Below are 22090 nucleotides of genomic sequence, written 5' to 3'. Positions count from 1 at the left end.
CTCTAACCTCCGACCATTCTTAGCAAGAAAAAAATACCAACTAATAGAAGACTTGCACCAATCACTAGATAATCTCGGTTCTCAAAATGTAAAACCTTAAAACGTGTTCGTCCACTTCCATCTCCATATGCTCTAGCGTCGATAGCATTTGCCAAATTTTCCGCTCTTTGAATTGAAGTAAACAAAAGAGGGACAATAATTGGTATATAACTAAATACCTTTTTCACAAATGATTTATCTTCGAAATTAACACCTCTCGCTTTTTGCGCATCTATTATTTTGTCCAACTCCATTACTATTGTAGGTATAAAACGTAATGTTATAGCAAGCATTAATGAAAATTGCTCTACTGGAAAATGCAATCGTTTCAATGGTTTGCAAAGTATTTCAAACCCATGAGCTAAGTCCAGTGGCTTTGTTGTTAAGGTTAACAAAGAAGTAATTAATACGAGTAATAAAATTCGTAACACTATGCGAACCCCATCAATAATGCTCTCTTTATATATAGACAAAACACCGTACTGAAATAGTAAATTCTCACCTTTAGTGAACAAAATATGATAGATAACCGTAAATGCTAGAATAAATAAAATTGGCTTTAAACCCTTCAGAAAAAAGCGCAATGGAATTTGTGAACAAGTAATACAGACAACTACTAAAAAACTAGCTAGTAAATATCCTGCTATATTATCTATTAATAAGAATGCAATAACGATAAAAAATAAGCTTATTAATTTCGAGCGTGGATCTAGACGATGGAAAATAGAAGATGCATCAATAAACTGTCCAATCAATACATTTTCAATCACTAAATTTCAGCCCCTTGTTTCTTAAAATAAGCTATTACTTCCTTTAGAACAACTTCTTCCTGTAAAGACGCTACTTCAATATAATCACCAAAACGTTGCTCAATTAGTTGTAGTAGTTTCACGGTATCTGGAATATCTAATCCGAATTCCTTTAATTCATAATCATGGTTTTGAAAAAGTGAAAGTGGCCTTTCTTGGAAAGCTATTTCCCCATTATTCATCACGAGTACTTCATCTGAATACTCAGCAACTTCATTCATCTCGTGTGTCACAAAAATTACTGTACGGTGTCCGCCACCAGCTTTATACCAATCATGTATCAATTGTAAAATCAGTTTACTTCCAAGTGGATCTAGTCCAGCAGTGGGTTCATCTAAAATAAGAACCTTAGGATTCATCATAAGTACAGTTGCTATAGCCACACGTCGTTTTTCTCCCCCACTTAATTGTAAAGGGGCCTTTAGAAAGTACTCTTCGGATAGGCCTACTAGTTTTATCATTTCTTCCGCTCTCTTATTGACTTCTTTCATTTCTATACCTTGATTTTTGGGACCAAATACTAAGTCTTTTATAACAGTTGTTTCAAATAATTGATGTTCAGGATATTGAAATACCAATCCGATATCGTTAATAATTTGAGCTTTGCCTTTTTTAGAAAGCTCATTTACTCTTCCATTGATCAATAAATGACCAGTAGTTGGAGCTATTAAGCCTTTTAATAACTTCATTAATGTAGATTTCCCCGAACCAGTATGACCTATAACGGATATCCACTTACCAGTTTCTATTGATATGTTAATATTTCGCAAGCTTTCGTGACTATTAATTGAAGAGTTTCGATAAATAAAAGAGGCTCTTTCTAATTTGATGTCCATAAATAATCAACAACCCCTTCCAAAGTCATTATCTGTTCAGGTACTTTAATACCCGTTGAACGTAAGCATTGTTTTAATTTCAGAGCAAGAGGCATTTCCAGTTCATTACTTTCAATAACACTGCTATTATGAAAAATAGCTGAGGGGGTTCCATCCGCCACAATAAGACCGTCTTTTAAAACAAGTACCCTTGTTGCCACTAGTACTTCTTCCATGTGATGAGTAATGTGAATGATAGTAATTCCTTCTGTATGTAGTTGTTGCATAAGAGTAATAATATTCTGCCTGCCTTCTGGATCAAGCATAGCTGTTGATTCATCAAATACGATATATTTTGGCTTCATTGCTAATATTGCAGCTATAGCCACACGTTGTTTTTGACCACCAGAAAGTTTATGTGGTTCTACTCCTTTATACGAAAGCATATCAACCTTCTTTAATGCATCTTCAGCAATTAATTTCATATTGTCTGGATCTACCCCAATATTCTCTAAACCAAAAATAACTTCATCAAAAACTGTCGTTGTTATAAATTGATCATCTGGATTCTGAAAAATCAAACCAACAAGTCGTCTAATCTCTCTTAAACTTTTTGGCTTTTGTGTCATTAACCCATCTACCAAAACTTGACCGAGATGAGGTTGGATAAGCCCATTCACCAATTTTGATAGAGTCGATTTTCCAGAGCCATTTGGACCTACAATCGTTAGAAATTCACCCTCATTAATTTGTAGTGATATATTTTTCAATACTAAATGCTGTCCATATGCAAATGACACATTATCAAAACTAAGCAAATCATGCACCTTCTTTTTATCAATCTCTATTAACTATTTTTTTTAATTCCTCTATTGAAAGTTCTGTATGTGAGGGCTTTTCCCAAATACCGATTTTTGAACCATTGACCGAAAAAACTTTACCAGTTACAGTACTGCTATTACTAGCTAATAAAGTGGCTAAATTGGCTACATCTTCAGGTGAACCAACTTTCCAATAATCCGGAAACTCTTTATTTTCTTCCTTGCACTTTGTTTGAATACGTTCTATGACCGGTTTTGTCATATCTGTTAAAGCGGCTGGTGCTATTGCATTAACTCGAATGCCATAACGTTTTAATTCTTCTGCTAATGTAAATGTCATTCCTAAAATACCCGCTTTTGCTGCACTATAATTTACTTGACCAACTGTTCCCATCAAACCTGCAGTTGATGTCAAATTAATAATACATCCCCCTTCACCCCGACTTTTCAAATGTTGAACTGCTGCCCTTGTACACGCAAAAGTTCCTGTCAAATGGACGTCTAGCACTTCATTCCAAGATTGGTCTGACATTTTCACAAGTAATTGATCTCTCGTTATACCTGCATTATTAATGAGAATATCTAGTTTCCCAAAATTCTCTAAAGTTTTATTTACAATTCGTTCAGCGCCATATATTGATGCAACACTCTCACAAATACCAACTGCTTGTCCGCCTCTTGTTTTAATATCATCTACTACGGCTTTAACATTATTTCCATTAGTACCATTCACGGCAATTAAAGCACCTTCCTTAGCCATTTGAATTGCCATACTTCTACCTATTCCTCTTGTAGAACCCGTTATTAAAACTACTTTTTCTTGTAGCATTCCCTCACCCTCCAACATTTGTAAATTGGATGACACCTATAATTGCTACTTTTCCATTTTCTTTAGCTACCTCTATTTTAATTGTAATAATATCTAGGTCTTCTTCTATTACTACATATGAAATAGTTAATAATTCACCAACCAATACAGGGTGAAGAAATTTCGTTTCATAAGAGACGACAAAGCTAGTTGGAAAAACATAAGACAATCTACTTTCTGCTATTCCCATTACAAGCATGCCATGTACAATTTCCCTTTCAAACCCTGCTTCTACTGCACTTTGAAAATCTAAATGAATCGCATTAAAATCATTAGAAGTTTCAGCATAATTCTTTACATCATTTACTGAAATAATAACGCTCTCATTTTCACAAACATAATCACCTCTTGTGAATGAAACCAATTAATCCACCTCATTTCCTTGAAATTCTCGTATAATCAAAGTTGTTTCTGATGTGAAAGATAACTCATCATTTTGATAACCTTCAAGTACATGCTTCAATATCCAAAGTAATCCTGTAGAACCTTGCTTTTTCTTCACTTCTTTTAAATAGATTTTGCATATATATGTATCACCTGCAACAATTGGTTTTATATAGTTAAACTTTTGTTCTCCATGTATTAACGGCACATCCAATTGATCAAGCCAATCTAATTTCGCTATTTGCCAAAATAATATAGGATATGTTGGAGGAGCTAGAAGATTAGGAAATCCAGCATTTTTTGCTTTATGCACATCGAAATGTAATGGGTTTTTGTTTTGTATACTTCTTGCAAAGTTTTGAATATCTTGATGCTTCACAGTTACATAAAAAAAGTCTGAAGTCATTCCAGCTTTAAAAGACATGGCTAGTTCACCCCTTCAAATAATGTTGCGAGTCCTTGTCCTCCACCAATCCCCAAAGTAGCAATTGCTTTATTAATAGTTTTTTTCTGCATTTGAGCGAACAAACGTGTAACTAATATGGCTCCCGATGCACCATAAGGATGACCTAAAGCAATAGCTCCTCCTCCCGCATTTACTTTTGTTGTTGATATGTTCAAACATTTTAATGAGGCCAGTACTTGAGATGCAAAAGCTTCATTAAATTCAATTTGTTCAATTGAATTAATATGTAATTGATTTCTGACTAATAATTTCTCAACAGCGGGAACTGGACCTATCCCTAAATAATTTGGATCTACCCCAGCTGCAACTGCGTCAACGAACTTCATAACAGGTTGCAAACCAAGTTCCTTACATTTATCTCCTGAAATCAGTAATACAACAGCTGCACCATCGTTTACTGGACATGCATTGCCTGCAGTTACAACACCACCTTCTTTGAATATCGGTTTAAGTGTTGCAAGCTTTTCAATATTTGTTGTTCTCCTTGGGCATTCATCCTCAAATACAGTAACGATTTCATTTCTGGATTTATATGTTATCGGTACAATTTCTGTCGAAAAATCTGTTGCAAGCGCCTTTTGATGGCTATCAAATGCATATCTATCCATTTCTTCACGTGAAATGTTGTATTGCTCAGCTACATTTTCAGCTGCAATACCCATATCAGGATCTCCGATAGTATCTGGTGAAAATTTCGAACGCATATATATTTCTGGAGCACTATTACTATACAGAGATGAAGGTTTCTTCATACGCCAAGGCGCTCTACTTACACTCTCAACTCCGCCAGCTAAGTACATATGACCCGCACCACTTTGAATGAGACGAGCTGCGATATTAATTGCCTCTAATCCAGACCCACATTGACGATCCACTGTCACTCCAGGAACTTCAATAGGTAGATTTGCTGTTAGTAAGGCCAGACGCGCAATATTACCACCTGGTCCAATTGTATTCCCTATAATGACATCATCAATTTCGTTGACCGGTAAATTGTATTCATTCACAATATTTTCAATTACTTGTGCTAACAAATCCTCCGGTTCAATGTCCTTTAAGACACCGCCAAGTTTGCCGATTGGACTTCGTTTAGCTAGTACGATAAATGCTTCTGCCATATTATCAAGCCTCCACTATCTGTTTTTGCATCTTATCTCTAGCAATTTTCCCACTACCTGTATATTGGAAATCCTTTACTGACTTTATAATTTGCGGTATTTTATAAGTTGCTAAACGCTTCCTACAATACTCTTTAATTTGAGAATGTGACAACTCTTTGCTCGATTTCCATTGAATGATAGCAACGATTTTTTCACCCCAATACGTATCAGGTTGACCATATACCAAAACTTCAGATACTTCATCTAATGAACGTAATACATCCTCAACTTCCTCTGGAAATACATTTAGACCACCAGTTATCATCATATTTTTTGCTCTACCTACAATGTATAAATAACCTTCCTTATCCTTTAAAGCATAATCTCCAAGTGCTAACCAACTTCCTTGCAATACTTTATCTGTTTCTATTTCATTTTTAAAATAGCAATCAAACACCATATCACTTGAAACAAATAATTGACCTATCTCACCAGTTTCTACTTCCGTTCCATCATCATGACGAATCGAAATCTTCACTTTTGGAAAAGGTTTACCTACTGATTTTGGTTTAATAATTTGTTCAGTAGCTGGTAAATACGCAATATAACTTGCTTCAGAAGATCCGTAAAACTCGAAAACATCACTATTTCTAAATAATTCTAGTACTTCTAATTTAGACTCCTCAGTCCATTTTGCTCCAGAGGAAATAATAGATTTAGGCTCAAAAAAGTTGACTGTATGTTTTCTTAAATAAGAAAGTATGCCTTCTATCATCGTTGGAACTACATAAAGCACTATATTTTCAACTTTTTGCATTTCTTGCACTACCTTTACCGGAGAGAATTTATCAATTAAATGGAAGGTAGCCCCAATGAATAGCGTATTAATAGCGGCGAAAAGTGACATAGAATGTACGAGAGGTCCTGGTGCAATAACATGGTCTTGTTGTTTCATTAAAAATGCATCTTTTGTTGCATAACAACTTTCAATCCACGAATGGTGAGAACGAACGAAACCTTTTGGATCGCCTGTTGTACCAGATGTAAAACCTATGAATAGTGTCGTTGGTTGTTCCAATATATTAGGAATTCTTGTACTATACTGCTGTCTCCACTCAATATAATTTCCCCCTACAACAATGACAGGATAATGTACGTTCATTACCTTTCCCTTAAATTCGTCATCAATTAAAAGTACTGTTGGTTCACAAATACTTAATACATAACTAATCTCCTTATCACTCCATTTTGGATCCATGGGAATAGGTATATAGCCTGCTGAAATCGCGCCTAGGAAAACTTCAAGAAATTCCACTTTATTGTGCATGAAAATTGCTACTTTATTATTTTTTTCAGTGCTTTTACTTAATAGACCATTCCCAACTTGATGGATACAATTGATAAAGTCTTTATATGTAATGGCAACCTCGTTATATTGAATAGCTATTTTATCAGGAGTTGTTTGTGCATAATCTCTTATTTGATCGACAATATTCATAGAATTACCTCACTCTATAAACTAAATAATTTGAAAAATAAGAGGAGAAGTGCTTATCTCCTCTTACACGTTTTTAATTGAAATGCTGCATATTTTGTGATATTACAAGTGTTTTTTTCTTTATAGGACTCACAGCTTTTAACTGAACTGCAATGATTGCTGCAACTACTGCTTTAATCGAATCTCCAGGTAAAAATGCTATCGCCCCTGTAATACTTGCCCAAATAGACGTGTCAGTCATAATAGCCATTACCGGTGCTCCAATGATATTAATTAGTAGAACACCTCCAACGAAGTTTACTATTATTAACTTCCACACTTTCATATTGTCCCAAAATTTTTCTGTTAAATATCCGATAGCGAAAGCTGCGATTAGCCAACTAATTAAATAACCAACTGATGGTCCCATAAAAACTGAAAGACCTCCACGTCCACCTGATAAGAGTGGAGTACCTAACGCAACTAATGCTAGAAAAACTAAGACACTTAATGTGCCTACTTTACGTCCTAAAAAGCTTCCTGCAAGCATAATGCCTAAAGTTTGTGCTGTAATCGGTACAGGTATAAATGATAATGGTATCGGTGGAATAAGTCCTAGAACTGCAATTACTGCAGCAAATAGAGCGGCCATCACCATATCTTTTGTATTCAATCATTTCATCTCCGTTATAGTAGATTTATGTACAATTCTCACATCGTCGACAATGTGAATAATTTCAAAGCGCTTTGAAGAGTCGTGAACGACATCAAGAGAACTCAATTTGATGATGATTATCGTACACAATTATGATAATAAAACTTTTATATCTTTTTGTAAACCTATTTTTAATTTAGGTTAACACAAAATTTTTTATAAAAAAACCTAAGCCGAATTTCCTTAGCTTAGGTTTTGTTAATATGCTTAATATTGAGTTATAGAATAGACAAATACGATCGTAATAATGATTGGCACTACCCAAGTCATTAAGAATTTCCACGTATTAAAATACATGGACGATAACTTACCACCTTGCATAAACTCATCTTTCACAAATGATTTCTTTACTTTATGCATGATGAAAATAGCAATTAGTAAGTTCCCTAATGGAAGCATAATATTACTGACTAAATAATCTGTCGCATCGAAAATACTCTTTTCAAAAATTGTAAAATCACTTAAACTGCTAGACGATAATGCTGCTGGAATAGAGGCAATAAATACGACTACACCTAAAGCAAATGCAATATTTCTTCTAGCATTCGGCCACTTCTCTACTAAAGCTGCTACGATAATTTCATATAAACTAAATGACGAAGTAAGTGTGGCGAATAAGAACAGTAATAAGAAAATCGCTAAGAATAGTTCACCAAATGGCATTTGACTAAATACTGAAGGCAACACCATAAACAATAAACCAGGTCCTTCTGCTGGTTCAAAACCAAATGCAAAAACGACTGGGAAGATCGCTAGCCCCGCGAGTAAAGATACAAAAATATTCATTAATACGACAGACCCTGCTGAATTAGGTAAACTCTCATCTTTTTTCAAATATGAACTATACGTTACCATACACGAAAAACCAACAGCTAATGCGAAAAACGACTGTCCAAGCGCATATAACACGGCTTTACCTGTAATCTTAGAAAAATCCGGCGCTAAGAAGAATTTTACCCCTTCCATTGCTCCTTCAAGTGATAATGCTCGAATAACAAGTATGAAGAAGAATACAAATAATAAAGGCATCATATATTTATTTGCTTTTTCAATACCATTTTGTACACCTAGGGAAATGATAAGCACATTGATCAGTGTGAAAAGTGCTAGTCCAACTAATGTGACCCAAGGTGTCCCTGTTATCATGCTAAACAATTGATCTGGCGCTGTTCCACTTTGAATAACATTTCCGATAACAGCCTTACCACTATATATTAATATCCAGCCCCCTACTACACTGTAAAAGGATAGTAATAAGAAGCATCCTGCTACTCCAAGTCGACCAATCCATACCCATACACTTTTTGGTGCTAGTTTTTTATATGCTGAGATCGCTTCTGCACCCGATCCGCGACCAATGATGAATTCTGAAATTAGCATCGGTAAACCAATAAGTAACGTAAAGATAACAAATAATAAAAAGAAGGCTCCCCCTCCACTTTGTCCTGTTACATATGGCATCTTCCAAATGGCTCCTAGCCCAATTGCCGCTCCAGCCGACGATAATATAAAACCAATTTTCGTTGACCACTGTCCTCTTTTTGAATCCAAAGATAATCCTCCTATACTCTGCTCAGCTCAACAATTCTAACAATTGAAGAGACATAAATAATCACTCCCTATTCTATCATGAAAATACTTAATTTATAAGAAAGTTTATTCTTTATTAAAACATGTTAGACACTATTCATATTTCTCATGTAGACTAGTATTTGCGTAGTATTTTAGAAGGAGATGTAATATGGAAAAAAAAACATTAAATGGGCGCACGATTTCTAAAACGTGGATCGTTCTCATTTTAGGTTCTTTAACAGCTTTTGGTCCACTCTCAATGGACATGTATTTACCCTCTTTACCAACAGTAGCAACTGATTTAGGTACAACGACTTCATATGCACAATTAAGCTTAACTGCTTGCTTATTAGGTCTTGCTTTTGGTCAACTAATTTTCGGACCTTTAAGTGATATAAAGGGGCGTAGAAAACCTTTACTATTTACATTAATTATTTATTCAGTTGCTTCATTACTTTGTGCTTTTAGCAGTAGTATTTGGATGTTAATCGGTCTCCGTTTTGTTCAAGGTTTCTCAGGTGCTGCAGGCATAGTTATTGCTAGAGCTTCTGCAAGAGATATGTATGATGGAAAGGATTTAACGAAATTCGTAGCTTTACTTGCTTTAGTTAATGGTGCTGCACCAATTCTTGCCCCTATTTTTGGTGGCATGGTATTGAAATTCGCTCCATGGCCAATCGTCTTTATCGTATTAGCTGTCATCGGGATTTTAATGCTTATCAGCGTTATTTTTATCTTACCGGAAACATTGCCAGTACAACGAAGAGCGACAGGTGGCGTTTTTGCGACAGTCAAAACTTTCGGTGCATTAGTGAAAGATCGCTCGTTTATAGGCTTAGCATTAACTCAAGCATTCATTATGACAGCCATGTTCGCTTACATAGCAGGATCTCCATTTGTTCTGCAAAAAATTTATGGACTTTCTCCGCAAGCTTTCTCACTGTTTTTTGGACTTAATGGTATTGGTATTATCATTGCTTCTCAAATGACCGGTAAATTGTCTGAAAAAGTAGAAGAAATTAAATTACTTTTATCTGGAATTTTAATCGCTTTTGCAGGCAGTCTACTATTAGTAGCTGTCATTGCATTTAAATTGCCTCTTGTTTTCATACTTATAGCTTTATTTATCATCGTATCGACAGTAGGTATTGTTTCAACAACCGCCTTCTCACTGAGTATGCAAAAGCAAGGAAATAATGCCGGCAGTGCCTCAGCACTACTTGGCTTATTACCATTTATCGGTGGTGCTGTTGTTTCTCCGTTAGTAGGAATAGCAGGCGAAATGAATGCTTGGCCAATGGGTATTATCATATTATCTAGCACACTATTTGCTATCATTGCCTTTTCATCAATACCGAAAAAGTAATCATAAACCGTCCTATTTGATTAACTCCAAATAGAGCGGTTTTTTATATAGTTATCTAACAATATATATTCCATTACAACAATAATTCCGCTATAATTTGTACATTTCTTTACAAATTATTAGTATTTTCTTTCAATTTCAGACTCTTTGACTACAACAGACATCATCTGTACTATAATAGGAGAAAGCACTGATTTAGGGGGATAATAATGAAGGTTATAACTACAAGACTTGAAGCAGAGGATGCAAAAATCGTTTATCAAGAAACAGCTGGTATTGCGATTATTACCATTCACCGCCCACAGGCAAAAAACGCGTTAACAGCGAATATGTGGGATCAACTGCGTAAAATTGCACTACAAACATTAGAAAACCCCAAAAATAAAGTACTTATTATTCGTGGTCATGGTGAACAATTCACTGCCGGCTCTGATATTAAAGAATTCAATTCGATTTCTCTTGAAAAAGCAGAGGAAGCATTTATTCATATGGAAAAAACAATCTCTACTGTTGAGCGCTTACCTATTCCAACAATTGCTGTAATCAATGGACCAGCGATGGGTGCAGGACTCGAATTAGCACTTGCCTGTGATATTCGTATCGGTTCACATAAGGCTAAACTTGGCATACCTGTTGGCAAATTAGGGATTACACTAAACAACCAATTTGCTCAACGCCTTGTCAACTTAATCGGACCAAGTATGACAAAAGATTTAGTATTTACAGGACGCATGTTAAAAGCTGAAGAAGCATTTCGCGTCGGTATGTTAAACTACTTAGTTACTGAAAAGGACTTAGACCGTTACGCAATTCGTATGGGTAAATTAGTAGGTTCAATGTCTCCTGCTTCATTACTTGCTGTCAAGCAATCCGTACAGGAATGTGTTGATTCAGCACCTGTTTTATGGAAGGGATCCACGCCATTTGTTGATGCAACTGATTTCCCTGAAGGCATTCGAGCATTTGTTGAGAAACGTCCACCCGTTTTTGCACGTAAACTACAATAACACCTTCTTAATGGGTTACTTCTCATAGCCCCTCTTTGATGATTTAGATTAAAGGTTGAAAAAAACTATGTTGTAACGCATATTTAGCTAAATACAAAAAGCCATCGTTTTGATCAAAACGATGGCTAGTTATTTATTGGAAATATCGTCAATCGCTTGAATAGCTAGTTCCAACGCTTTAATTCTTCTTTCTAAAAGCGTTCTTTGGGGACTACCAATCTTTGACTTAACATAAATTTTCTCAATAGAAGGAAATAAACCAGTAAGAACATTGTGAGCTTCTGATAAATCTTCCTTGGTGTAATAATGGGGGCTCTGATTCCAAACGTTCTCTAGCATTGCTAAGCCGATGCAAACAGCTTTGAGTCGTTTCTTTACTAAAGTAGTATTTACGCCTTTCTGAGTCATCTGGGACAAGGCATTTTCGAGCTTACTGATTGTCGACTGTAAAGATTTTATTGATTCCAATTTATCTACATTTGATACATTTAGCATAATGGTACTGTCCTTTCTTCGTTTCTGAATTATTTTGCTTGATATTTGATGAAATAGTCAAAACGTGATTTCACTTGCAATATTTTAACATAAATAACTCTCTCTCTTTTAGAGGAGTTTTCAATATTCTGGCCCATTGTTGAACACAATTTAAATAACACTCTTCAACTAAACTGCCCTTTCACAAATATATATTACCATTAAAATCCAATATCCCAATTAACTAAGACTGCCCTTGATCTAAATTAAAAAAGAGCTGTTTAAACAGCTCAACTATCTTCTAACAAAGGGTTTTATCAAAAGTACTTTTAAATAATAAAGGAGAACGTCGTTGCCTCTTTTACTAATGCCTCCGTTATTTGAGTAAAAGGTAATATTCATTATTGAGATAAATGTATGTAATCTAATATTTCAATATTGAACCCTTGATTACTTTTCTATTTATTAAGAGTTTTATCAAGTTTTGTTAAAAAGCTACACGAATGAGTTACTTTATAGATTACTGAAATTCAATGCCTATCTTCTACTGATATGTTCCGGAGTAATTTATTATTGTGATCGACTGTAAATTAAGTGTAGAATGTCTCTACCTCGATAATGCTTTATAAATTCTCCCTCAATTTTCATCCCGATTTTTTCGGCAACTTTACTTGAAGATAAATTATCAGGCCTAATTTGAGCAATAACTTTTTCTGCATTTAATTCATTAAAGGCATAATTCATACAAGCCTCCGCACCTTCAATAGCATAGCCCTTGCCCCAAAATGCTTTATCAAGAATATAGGCAATCTCAATATATGAAACACCCTCAATAGAATCTATCATCGGTCCAATTACACCTATGAACTTGCCAGTTTCCTTTTCAATTGCCGCAAAGTAACTAAAGCCATCTTGTTCATATCGATTTAAATTTTTTTCTATCCACTCATTCACTTCTTCATCTGAAAACGCGTGATCCCATGCGTACATTACTTCTATATCTTGTAGAAAAACACATAAATTATTAAAATCATCTTTAGTTATCTTCCTAAATCCAAGTCGATCAGACTGTAAAATCCATTCCATTATATTCACCTCTTATAAATGTTCTCAAATACGCTAACAATTTCTCTATCACTAGATTAATTCATTCTCCCAGCAACCAAGATAATAAAACTTATAGATTAGAATATCATAGTTTTCTAATTATTACTAAAACAGAGAATTATTATATAACATCTAATAAAATCTTTAAATAAACTCTTTACACTCTCTTCATATTCTCTATCTTAATATTTGATTTATTGACTCTCCCAAAGACTTTTTACTATAGTCAAAAAAAAAATCCATTTTGAATAAACTACATCAAAATGGATTCTTTCTATTTTAATAGTATTTAATAAATTCCACTCACAAATTGTGAATCAATACAATAAAATACGTTACTTATTAACAATACGACTTTCATTTACTTAAAGACCTTTTCATACAAGAAATCTATTTATCTAATGTAAGTAAAAGTTCTCTAATAGTTTTACAAGCCATCGCGGTAGAAGCTCCAGATGGATCATATGGTGGTGATAGTTCTACCACATCCGCAGCCACAATTTGTTTTAGTGTTTGAAATTGGTTGATTGCTTCTAATAATTCACGATACGTAATTCCACCTGGTTCTGGAGTTCCTGTTCCAGGGAAAACACCAGGGTCAAGTACGTCTAAGTCAATTGTAATATAGACTGGAACATCTTGAAGTTCTGTTATTTTCTCTTTTAGTGTATCAAGAGAAAAGCGTTCCATATAAGTATGTTCTTTTGCCCATTCAAACTCTTCTTTTAAACCAGAACGAATCCCAAATTGAAAAATTCTACCGTCTCCAAGGAATTCATGACAACGTCTTATCACAGAAGCATGCGACAATTTTTCACCTAAATAATCCTCACGTAAATCAGTGTGAGCATCGATATGGATTAAGTGCAAATTTGGATATTTTTCGTATGCTGCTTTAATAGTAGGTAAACTAACGAGATGCTCTCCCCCTACCATTAAAAACTTCTTACCATCCTCCAAAACTTCTTGGCAGTAGTCAAAAATTTGATCTAACACTTTTGAAGTATTGCCAAAAGGCAAGTCCAAATCGCCACCATCAAAAATTGCAGCTTCTTCAAGATTTTTATCTAAATAAGGTGAGTAGCTTTCTAATCCAAATGAGTCATTTCTAATCGCTTGCATTGCAAAGCGTGTACCTGGCCGAAAACTCGTTGTTCCATCAAATGGAACACCAAATAATACAGTTTCTGCTTCGCTATATGATTTCTCACAACCTATAAAAGTGTTCATATTTAAAGCTTTATTCCCCACGCTGTAGAGCCTCCTTTACGTAACTCGGTAAACCAAATGCTCCAGCATGTAAATTCGTATTATAATATTTAGTTTTCAGTCCAAACTTTTCCCAAGCTTCAGCATTCAAGTCTTTCAATGGATCAAAGGTTTTAGATGCAAAACCAAATAGCCAATGGCCTGAAGGATATGTTGGCATATGATATTGATAAACATGAGTAATTGGGAAAATATCTTTAATCTTTCTATGTGCTTTTTTCATATTAGCAGCATATTCCGCAAAATAAGGTGATTCATGTTGGTTTATTAAAATACCATCTTCATTTAAAACGCGATAGCATTCTTTATAAAATTCTGTAGTAAATAGACCTTCACCAACAGAAATTGGATCAGTAGAGTCCACAAGTATTAAATCAAAGGATTGATCAGGTGCATTTTTAACATATGCCAAACCGTCATCAAAAAGTAACTTCATACGGCTATCCTCTTCAACACCATTAGCAGTTACTGGTAAGAATTCTTGACATAAACGGAAAACACGCTCATCAATTTCCACCATTACTACTTCTTCAACTGTTGTATAACGCAACACTTCACGCGCTGTTCCGCCATCTCCCCCACCAATAATTAATACTTTTTTAATTGAAGGATTTGTTGCAAATGCAGGATGTACAATCATATCATGGTATACGAATTCGTCTTTCTCATTAACCATCATTAAGCCATCCAAAGTGAAAAATGTACCGAATTCCTCTCCTTGATAAAAATCAATTTGTTGAAATGGAGTTTTTTCACTATAAAGTTCTTTGTCGTAAGCAATTGAAAATTTACATTCATTGCTCCATTGTTCAGTATACCAAGCCATTATTTCACACCTTCTAATTCTATTTTCACTTTAATTTGATCAATTTCTTGTTCTGCAAATTGGCGGATTTTATCAGCCATACCACGGGGAATTTCAAAAGATTCCGTCTTTGTAGCATGCAGTTTTTCAGATAAGTAGTCAGCTGCTTTCCATGGATTTACTGAATCGCCGCAAGTATATACATCTACAGAAGCAAATCCATATTCCGGCCATGTATGAATTGTCAAATGTGACTCTTCAATAATAACCGCTCCTGAAACTCCATACGGATTAAAGTGATGGAAAACAGATTCAACAATAGTTGCTCCTGAGTAGTCCGCCGCCTCGTTCATAAATCTTTCAATCAATGCATTATTTTCAATTACCTCACTTGGACAACCGTAAAACTCAATTAAAACATGTCTTCCTAAAGTTGATAATTCTATACCCATTTACGCTTCCTCCTTGATTACAGTTATATGATTTGCTTCTTTTGCTTCTATCAGAACGTTCCCTAAAGTTTGACAATAATAATCGTATTGCTGGAGAATATCTTGAGAAATCAGTTCTCCTGGAATAACAAGGGGAATACCTGGAGGATAGATCATCAACGAGTCTGCACTTATCCGACCTACTGCATCTTCAATGGCGATTGATTCATGTTCTGCATAAAATGCTTCGCGTGGACTTAAAACCAGTTCATTCACTTGATTGGCTGTTACATAAGTTGATTGAATCGTCGTATTCTTTCCTATTCTCTTTTCAATGTCCTTTAAAGCAAAAACTAATTTGTCAATTGAATTCTTCGTATCGGCACTTGTAATGACCGCCATCACTACATAACCTTCTGCTAACTCCATCTGAATCCCGTACTTTTCTTTTAAAATTGAATACATCTCAAATCCAGTTAATCCAAGATCATTGACCCGTATTACTAATTTTGTCCAGTCGTACGATTGATTAAAATGTGCTTGTACATATTGTGCTGTCAATACTTCATAACGTGAGTCCGTTTCAATTATTCTCACTGCGTCATCTATAATTGGCTTTAAATCAGCAAATCGCTCTTCACCATATATAGACAGCTCTCTTCTAGCCACATCTAACGAGCTCATAAGTAGGTAGTTTGCACTCGTTGTTTGTAGCATGTTCAATACTTTTTGTATGTGCTCTGGTGCGATTTTGTCATTTTTAAGAAGTAGCAAAGAACTTTGAGTCAGAGATCCACCTGTCTTATGCATACTTATAGTAACTGCATCTGCCCCAGCAGCAATTGGGTCTATGATGTCATCAGACATGAACCCTAAATGGGCACCATGTGCGCCATCGACTATAACCGTAATATCACGCTCATGGGCGATACGGCAGATTTCTCGTAAATCACTCATCGATCCAAAGTATGTTGGATATGTTACCAACAAAGCCTTTGCTTCTGGATGTTCATGCAGTGCGTTTTTCACATTCTCAACAGAAATGCCATGTGTAATCCCAAAATGATGGTCGACCTCGGGCTGTATAAATATAGGTTTTGCCCCACTTATGATAAGTCCATCCATCACCGACCTATGACCATTTCGCGGTACCAACAAAGTATCACCTGGCTTGCAAGTTGCCATTATCATTGCCAGTATTCCTATTGTGGTACCGTTAACTAAAAAATAAGAATGATCCGCCCCGAAAGCTTCTGCAGCCAATTTCTGCGCTTCTTTAATAACAGTTTGAGGATGACTCAATAAATCAAGTTCTTTCATGGAATTAACATCCATGCGCAGAGTCATTTCCCCAAGTGCTATTTTCAAAGGATTCATTTGTGCGCCCATTTTATGGCCAGGTACATCAAATGGTGTAACATCTTGCTGAGCATACTGGATTAATGCCTCAAACAATGGCATCTTATCCTGTGCTTCAAATGTTTTTCTCTCGGTAGCAAGCACTTGCATGTCGTTCATCATTGACCAACTCCAGCAAATTCAAAGCTGGATACAAGTTGTTTCAGTTCGTTCACTTTATCTGTTCTTTCCCAAGGTACATCTAAGTCACTCCTTCCGAAATGTCCATAAGCTGCAACCTGTTTATATTGTGGTTTACGTAAATCCAACATGTTAATAATACCCGCTGGTGTTAAATCAAAAGTTTTGCGAATTGCACGAAGTAACTCTTCTTGTGACACTTTTTCAGTTCCAAACGTTTCAACAGCAATACTAATTGGTTCGCTTACACCAATTGCATACGACAATTGAATTTCACATTTTTTTGCTAACTCAGCAGCAACAATATTTTTTGCTACATATCTTGCAGCATAAGCCGCAGAACGATCGACTTTTGTAGAATCTTTACCAGAAAATGCTCCGCCACCATGTCGTGCAGCTCCACCATATGTGTCTACAATAATTTTACGTCCCGTTAATCCGGCATCACCATGTGGTCCACCAACAACAAAACGTCCTGTTGGGTTAATTAAAATACGGAATGTTTGATTTAAACCGAACTCTCTAGCAGTCTCTTTAATTACGTTTTCAATTACGTAATCTTCAAATAATTCTTTATCGAAATCTTCATCATGTTGAATTGACATCAACACCGTATCAATAATTGGTGTACCTGGATTTGTATAATCTATTGTTACTTGTGATTTCATATCTGGGCGTGCCCATTTAAAAGCCCCACTTTTTCTAAGTTGAGATGCTTTTTTCACTAGCGTATGTGCCATTTCGATTGGTAGTGGCATCAAATTTTTCGTTTCATCCGTTGCATATCCGAACATAATTCCCTGGTCTCCAGCTCCAATTGCTTGAGTATCGCTTGATGAATCGATACCCATAGCAATATCAGGTGATTGACTGTGAATTAATACTTGTACATCACAAGTATGCCCGTTGATTCCTAGACGTTCATCAATGTAACCAATTTCAATCAATGTATCTCTCGCGATTTTCTCAATATCTAATTTGGCTGTAGTCGTAATTTCACCGCCTACAATTACTGTGTTTGTTGTGTCAAACACTTCACACGCCACTCTAGAAAATGGATCTTGTTCAAGCGCTGCATCCAATACAGCATCAGATATCTGATCTGCAATTTTATCAGGATGCCCTTCTGATACAGATTCGGAAGTAAATACAATTTTTTCAACCAACATTAACCACTCCTGTAAAATAAATTCATTTTTTAGGCATAAAAAAAGCTCTCCTCCAACCAAAGGAAAGCTTCGATTAATATCAGCTGCTTATCCTCTTATCGTTCACAAAGTTAAACTTTGCGCTCAGGTTGGGCACCCATGATCTGATTCACTCCGAACCAAATTGGTTTGCCACCGTATCTTCGACCCCTCGTCTCAACGGCTATTAATAAGATGACTTTATTTATGATGGTGCTAATGTTAATAGATTTTAATAATCATGTCAATTTATTTTTTTAAGATTTTTTAGTGAAAAAAAAATCTTCTTTAAATAGCAAAAAAAAGTTTTAAGGGATTTCTATGAATCTCTAAATTTCACAAAACCTTAAAGAGTGCCTATCAATTAAATCAACCTTTTACAAGCGCATAATCTATTCACTATTTTTTTGTAAAACAATTTCGTAGTGAAAAATAGTAGCTCAACCTTACAAAACCTAGTAAACCTCTAGGTAAAGATATATACATGAACTTATATTCAATTTATTAAACTCAATAAGAAAATAAAAAAAGAATTTATTTATAAGATCGAGTTTTCGATTCAAATAAACACTACTGAATCTATTTTATTTATTATCTATTTAGCTAAAAAAGTACTCGTAATAAGGTTAATTTACCAATAAAACAAGTGAGTCATATTTTCTGAGTTTGAATAATTACAATTATACTATTTATAAAAAATTTTAAATTTACACAGTTATTCTGATATTTAAACTAATGAAGAATTACAATTTTCCCTATATTTATTTTTACACAATTTCTATTATCGCTAAATTTCCAGGTGGATCAATCGGAATTTCTTCTACCTATTACTCATTACAAAGATAAAACTATCCATCTAAATCCAAGTGAGAAATAAGGTTTTCAGTATAATTAGAAAATTGATTTTTCCCTTAGCTAAGTACCTCTCTGTTCGTTTTTCAGAAAAAATAAAACACATTTCAAGACATAATCACCTTAAAATGTGTTTCTTAGATCATTCCATATTTAATGTTTTTTTGTTTTCTTCGGATAACAAAGCGTAATAGCAATAGTAACTACTAGACTTGTTTGCGCTTGGACCTCATCATTTCCACTTTTATATAAAGCCAAATATAGCATAGTGCTATCAAGATAATAAAAATTATTTTCAACCATATGCTTATTGCCGCATCAATTACTGCAAATACTAAACTTGCAACTAATAAAGTGCCTATAATACTTAATATTTTGTAGATCATTATTTGTAAACCTCACATTGTATGTATTTAGTTAATTGTTTTTTTACGATTTCCTTATTAAAGACCGTAATAGGTAATTAACTCCCAATCATTTGTATCTGATTTACTGTTATTCGTATTTCTGCTAATTCCAGGTCGAAATGAGTATCAAATTGTTGTGCGATATCTTTTTGCAAAGCCATCATAGCATCTGGTATAGAGTAATCTATTGGACCTTTCAAAGCTACTGTTATATGTACAGATGGCAATGGTAATTGCTGATATTGTATTTTACTGGACTTCTCAATATTAGAATTCAGATCGCAAGTAATTTTCACCATATCTGTAAACGCTTTTTTTTGAATAGTGATTGTTTCATCATGAAAATCTGGTTGAACTATCGTTGTTTCACCTATTTTTTCACGCTTTGGTGTGAAAATTTCCACACCCTTTTGAATAAAGCGTTTAAAGAAATTTTGTTCTACCTGCTTCAATGGAATCGGCATAATATGCTTACCTTCTGTTTTACGTATAAACTGCGCAAGCTTCATCTCACCTGAGGAACGTAAATCACTTATATAGTAAAAATGATCTATATCTCCATATCCAAGTCTCTTTGCAATTTGTATCGTCATTTTATTAGAAGTACCAATAAGCAATATTTTCTTTGGTTGATGTTGGTCAATTGCCTCTTGAACATCCTGTAAATGCTCTTCATCCGTGAAAATTGCACGTTTCACAGCTTTAAAAGGAGATTTCTCAAATTTCGCAGATAACCCTGCTACCTTTTCACCATTCACGATCAGTAGCCCATCATCTATAATAGCATCGATTTGATGTGTATGCGCAAACTCAAGCGCTGCAGTGCTTTTACCTGTTCCACTTGGACCACTAAGTGAATAAATCTCCATACTAAACCTCCAATGAAATGACTTCTTTACTTTAATATAATTCAATTATTTGATTTATATTGCCTCTTTTTATAGTTCTTTAAACCATTTATTTTAGCATATTTTATTTATAATGAAATTAAAATTTGAATCAAATCATCTATTATATAGAGCTAATAAAACTTATAGCATAAGGGACAAAACATGTGATAACCAAGATAAACTATTTTTTATTTTTGTTATCATTCATTAACCATCTAATAAATACAAAAAGACAAGTCAAAAGTAAAGCTGACATCATGTTTGTAATCATTTTTGTATCTTCATTATTTATTGACTGTAATAAAAACATACATACAAAAAAGAAAACAATAGCTATTATTTTTCTCCAGTAAGTCTTAAGTAGTTGTTGTGTTTTGCCCAATAAAATAATCACCTCGTCTTTATCATCATTAACTTATAATAAGGTTCTAAATTCCCCTGATTATTACACATTTCTAATAGCGTTATATGCTTATGAAATCTTCATCAATGTTCAAACTACTTTTTTATTACTATGTATTCAAATCTCTTTCTTCAATATATTTCTCTATAGCAGTCTTATCCTTATCTAACTTAAAATCATGCTTCTTCAGTCTATTGTTCACTTCAATAAGTACAAATAGTCCTCTAATCAAAACGCCTATTATGATACCAAAAAAGATTATTATAGCTACATCTCCTAGCGCTAAATAGGCGATAAAGCTAGATATAATGCCATTATTATGTATAACGTTAAATACATATAATTCTCCTTAAAATACACTTTTTTATTATTATACCAAAATATATATACTGGCTCTAGTTAAACAAAAACGCACTCAATTATTTACATTGAGTGCGTTTTATTATTTCAATATGAATTTCTCTATGGCTTTAGCAACCCCTTCATTGCTGTTAGTATCTGTAATATGTTGAGCTATTTCTTTAACAGCTGGAATGGCATTGCCCATTGCAATTGGTAGACCAGCAAATTCTAGCATCGTCAAATCATTCATGGCATCTCCAATAGCCATGACGTTTTCATACGTCACATTCAATGAATTACTTAACTCCCTCAATGCATTGCCCTTATTAGCCGTACTCGAGTTCACCTCAACATTTTGCAGAAACGATGTTGTAATGTTGTAGCCAAGCTCCTCTAGTTGATCCCACATTGCAGCCCGTTCCTCAACATTTTTAAAAAACAGATTAAATTTGTCGATTGGTAATTTTCGTTCAGTGATAAAATCATGAATATTCGGTACAGGTGTGCGCGTTTTGATTATAAAGTCAGCAAAGTCACCTGCGCCGTATTCTATTGGCCGATCATAACAATGTTGACTTATATAGGCTTTACCATCCGCGAATGCTTCTATACGTAAATCTATTGGCTTAAGCAATTGCATAATTTGTAGCGTTTGTTCAAGCGTTAATGTATCTTCGTATATTTTTTGTTGCTTAGCCAAATTCCATACTGCTGAGCCATTCCCGGTGATTGCATATTTGACAAAAGGTAAATCCATGAATACATCCTTTAACTCATCAAGCGTTCTTCCTGTACAAATAGCAACTTCTACATTGCTGTCCACTGTGTTTTTTATGGCTTCAATCGTTGTTTCTGTTAACTGTAATGATGGCGTTAAAGTAGTACCATCCATATCTAAAGCTATTAATTGAATACGCATTTCTTTTCCCTCTATTCCATTTTTGC

21 protein-coding genes are annotated in these 22090 nt (G+C 34.6%); 2 read left to right on the top strand and 19 right to left on the bottom strand.

Annotation, left to right across the window (positions count from 1 at the left end; all coding sequences use genetic code 11):
• Positions 1–2 precede the first annotated feature (2 nt).
• The 10 genes from BK137_RS06920 to BK137_RS06875 all read right to left on the bottom strand — a co-directional run bounded on the left by BK137_RS06920 (position 3) and on the right by BK137_RS06875 (position 9045).
• On the bottom strand, positions 3–809 hold the full coding sequence (locus BK137_RS06920) for an energy-coupling factor transporter transmembrane component T family protein (protein WP_038182085.1): 807 nt from the start codon (positions 807–809) through the stop codon (positions 3–5).
• On the bottom strand, positions 809–1684 hold the full coding sequence (locus BK137_RS06915; protein WP_038182087.1) for an ATP-binding cassette domain-containing protein: 876 nt from the start codon (positions 1682–1684) through the stop codon (positions 809–811). Before BK137_RS06915 ends, BK137_RS06920 begins: the two co-directional genes overlap by 1 nt.
• The gene (locus tag BK137_RS06910; RefSeq protein WP_038182090.1) at positions 1669–2481 is read right to left on the bottom strand and encodes an energy-coupling factor transporter ATPase; all 813 of its coding nucleotides are present in this window, start codon (positions 2479–2481) and stop codon (positions 1669–1671) included. Before BK137_RS06910 ends, BK137_RS06915 begins: the two co-directional genes overlap by 16 nt.
• A 19-nt stretch (positions 2482–2500) precedes the next feature.
• Complete coding sequence (locus tag BK137_RS06905; RefSeq protein ID WP_051448634.1) at positions 2501–3313, bottom strand: SDR family NAD(P)-dependent oxidoreductase; 813 nt, start codon at positions 3311–3313, stop codon at positions 2501–2503.
• Positions 3314–3317: 4 nt separating this feature from the next.
• Positions 3318–3716 carry a MaoC family dehydratase gene (locus tag BK137_RS06900; protein ID WP_038182093.1) on the bottom strand — a complete coding sequence of 133 codons (399 nt, stop codon included), beginning with the start codon at positions 3714–3716 and terminating at the stop codon, positions 3318–3320.
• On the bottom strand, positions 3717–4160 hold the full coding sequence (locus tag BK137_RS06895; RefSeq protein WP_051448635.1) for an FAS1-like dehydratase domain-containing protein: 444 nt from the start codon (positions 4158–4160) through the stop codon (positions 3717–3719).
• A 2-nt stretch (positions 4161–4162) separates the two neighbouring features.
• Positions 4163–5320 (bottom strand): thiolase family protein, encoded by a 1158-nt coding sequence (locus BK137_RS06890; RefSeq protein ID WP_038182097.1) that lies wholly within the window; start codon positions 5318–5320, stop codon positions 4163–4165.
• Positions 5321–5324: 4 nt separating this feature from the next.
• Complete coding sequence (locus tag BK137_RS06885) at positions 5325–6800, bottom strand: AMP-binding protein (protein WP_038182100.1); 1476 nt, start codon at positions 6798–6800, stop codon at positions 5325–5327.
• A 73-nt stretch (positions 6801–6873) separates the two neighbouring features.
• Positions 6874–7452: a biotin transporter BioY gene (locus tag BK137_RS06880; protein WP_143691014.1), complete on the bottom strand. Its 579-nt coding sequence runs from the start codon at positions 7450–7452 to the stop codon at positions 6874–6876.
• 249 nt (positions 7453–7701) lie between these two features.
• A complete protein-coding gene (locus BK137_RS06875; protein WP_038182103.1) occupies positions 7702–9045 on the bottom strand; it encodes a sodium-dependent transporter in 1344 nt (447 codons plus the stop codon).
• Positions 9046–9235: 190 nt separating this feature from the next.
• Here BK137_RS06875 and BK137_RS06870 point away from each other — a divergent pair, with 190 nt between their 5' ends.
• Positions 9236–10432, top strand: coding sequence for a multidrug effflux MFS transporter (locus tag BK137_RS06870; RefSeq protein ID WP_038182106.1), 1197 nt, complete (start codon positions 9236–9238; stop codon positions 10430–10432).
• 209 nt (positions 10433–10641) lie between these two features.
• On the top strand, positions 10642–11439 hold the full coding sequence (locus BK137_RS06865) for an enoyl-CoA hydratase/isomerase family protein (RefSeq protein ID WP_038182109.1): 798 nt from the start codon (positions 10642–10644) through the stop codon (positions 11437–11439).
• 129 nt (positions 11440–11568) lie between these two features.
• On the opposite strand, the gene BK137_RS06860 is transcribed toward BK137_RS06865, so the two are convergent.
• The 9 genes from BK137_RS06860 to BK137_RS06810 form a co-directional block, all read right to left on the bottom strand.
• On the bottom strand, positions 11569–11934 hold the full coding sequence (locus tag BK137_RS06860) for a hypothetical protein (RefSeq protein WP_038182112.1): 366 nt from the start codon (positions 11932–11934) through the stop codon (positions 11569–11571).
• Positions 11935–12483: 549 nt separating this feature from the next.
• The gene (locus BK137_RS06855) at positions 12484–12999 is read right to left on the bottom strand and encodes a GNAT family N-acetyltransferase (RefSeq protein ID WP_038182114.1); all 516 of its coding nucleotides are present in this window, start codon (positions 12997–12999) and stop codon (positions 12484–12486) included.
• Positions 13000–13410: 411 nt separating this feature from the next.
• The gene (speB, locus tag BK137_RS06850) at positions 13411–14271 is read right to left on the bottom strand and encodes an agmatinase (RefSeq protein WP_235175696.1); all 861 of its coding nucleotides are present in this window, start codon (positions 14269–14271) and stop codon (positions 13411–13413) included.
• Positions 14261–15115, bottom strand: coding sequence for a polyamine aminopropyltransferase (gene speE / locus BK137_RS06845; protein ID WP_038182116.1), 855 nt, complete (start codon positions 15113–15115; stop codon positions 14261–14263). Before speE ends, speB begins: the two co-directional genes overlap by 11 nt.
• The gene (gene speD, locus BK137_RS06840) at positions 15115–15546 is read right to left on the bottom strand and encodes an adenosylmethionine decarboxylase (protein ID WP_179078254.1); all 432 of its coding nucleotides are present in this window, start codon (positions 15544–15546) and stop codon (positions 15115–15117) included. Before speD ends, speE begins: the two co-directional genes overlap by 1 nt.
• The gene (locus BK137_RS06835; protein WP_235175697.1) at positions 15547–17046 is read right to left on the bottom strand and encodes an aminotransferase class I/II-fold pyridoxal phosphate-dependent enzyme; all 1500 of its coding nucleotides are present in this window, start codon (positions 17044–17046) and stop codon (positions 15547–15549) included.
• Positions 17043–18233 (bottom strand): methionine adenosyltransferase, encoded by a 1191-nt coding sequence (metK, locus tag BK137_RS06830; RefSeq protein ID WP_038182118.1) that lies wholly within the window; start codon positions 18231–18233, stop codon positions 17043–17045. The genes BK137_RS06835 and metK overlap by 4 nt, the downstream gene beginning before the upstream one ends.
• Before the next feature lie 1333 nt (positions 18234–19566).
• Positions 19567–20379 carry a hypothetical protein gene (locus BK137_RS06820; protein ID WP_038182123.1) on the bottom strand — a complete coding sequence of 271 codons (813 nt, stop codon included), beginning with the start codon at positions 20377–20379 and terminating at the stop codon, positions 19567–19569.
• A gap of 866 nt (positions 20380–21245) precedes the next feature.
• On the bottom strand, positions 21246–22064 hold the full coding sequence (locus tag BK137_RS06810; RefSeq protein ID WP_038182128.1) for a Cof-type HAD-IIB family hydrolase: 819 nt from the start codon (positions 22062–22064) through the stop codon (positions 21246–21248).
• Positions 22065–22090: the final 26 nt, after the last annotated feature.

Origin of the sequence: Viridibacillus arenosi (assembly GCF_001955655.1) — a bacterium.
GTDB classification, from domain to species: Bacteria; Bacillota; Bacilli; order Bacillales_A; family Planococcaceae; genus Viridibacillus; species Viridibacillus arenosi.
Note: the sequence above shows the minus strand (reverse complement) of the source record. Positions and strands in the feature narration are given on the sequence as shown.

What these genes read in the sequence shown, in the direction of transcription:
- BK137_RS06915 (WP_038182087.1), bottom strand. Translation starts at nt 1,684, where the DNA reads ATGGACATCAAATTAGAAAGAGCCTCTTTTATTTATCGAAACTCTTCA.
- BK137_RS06905 (WP_051448634.1), bottom strand. Translation starts at nt 3,313, where the DNA reads ATGCTACAAGAAAAAGTAGTTTTAATAACGGGTTCTACAAGAGGAATA.
- BK137_RS06895 (WP_051448635.1), bottom strand. Translation starts at nt 4,160, where the DNA reads ATGTCTTTTAAAGCTGGAATGACTTCAGACTTTTTTTATGTAACTGTG.
- BK137_RS06890 (WP_038182097.1), bottom strand. Translation starts at nt 5,320, where the DNA reads ATGGCAGAAGCATTTATCGTACTAGCTAAACGAAGTCCAATCGGCAAA.
- BK137_RS06885 (WP_038182100.1), bottom strand. Translation starts at nt 6,800, where the DNA reads ATGAATATTGTCGATCAAATAAGAGATTATGCACAAACAACTCCTGAT.
- BK137_RS06870 (WP_038182106.1), top strand. Translation starts at nt 9,236, where the DNA reads ATGGAAAAAAAAACATTAAATGGGCGCACGATTTCTAAAACGTGGATC.
- BK137_RS06865 (WP_038182109.1), top strand. Translation starts at nt 10,642, where the DNA reads ATGAAGGTTATAACTACAAGACTTGAAGCAGAGGATGCAAAAATCGTT.
- BK137_RS06860 (WP_038182112.1), bottom strand. Translation starts at nt 11,934, where the DNA reads ATGCTAAATGTATCAAATGTAGATAAATTGGAATCAATAAAATCTTTA.
- BK137_RS06855 (WP_038182114.1), bottom strand. Translation starts at nt 12,999, where the DNA reads ATGGAATGGATTTTACAGTCTGATCGACTTGGATTTAGGAAGATAACT.
- speE (WP_038182116.1), bottom strand. Translation starts at nt 15,115, where the DNA reads ATGGCTTGGTATACTGAACAATGGAGCAATGAATGTAAATTTTCAATT.
- speD (WP_179078254.1), bottom strand. Translation starts at nt 15,546, where the DNA reads ATGGGTATAGAATTATCAACTTTAGGAAGACATGTTTTAATTGAGTTT.
- BK137_RS06835 (WP_235175697.1), bottom strand. Translation starts at nt 17,046, where the DNA reads ATGATGAACGACATGCAAGTGCTTGCTACCGAGAGAAAAACATTTGAA.
- metK (WP_038182118.1), bottom strand. Translation starts at nt 18,233, where the DNA reads ATGTTGGTTGAAAAAATTGTATTTACTTCCGAATCTGTATCAGAAGGG.
- BK137_RS06820 (WP_038182123.1), bottom strand. Translation starts at nt 20,379, where the DNA reads ATGGAGATTTATTCACTTAGTGGTCCAAGTGGAACAGGTAAAAGCACT.
- BK137_RS06810 (WP_038182128.1), bottom strand. Translation starts at nt 22,064, where the DNA reads ATGCGTATTCAATTAATAGCTTTAGATATGGATGGTACTACTTTAACG.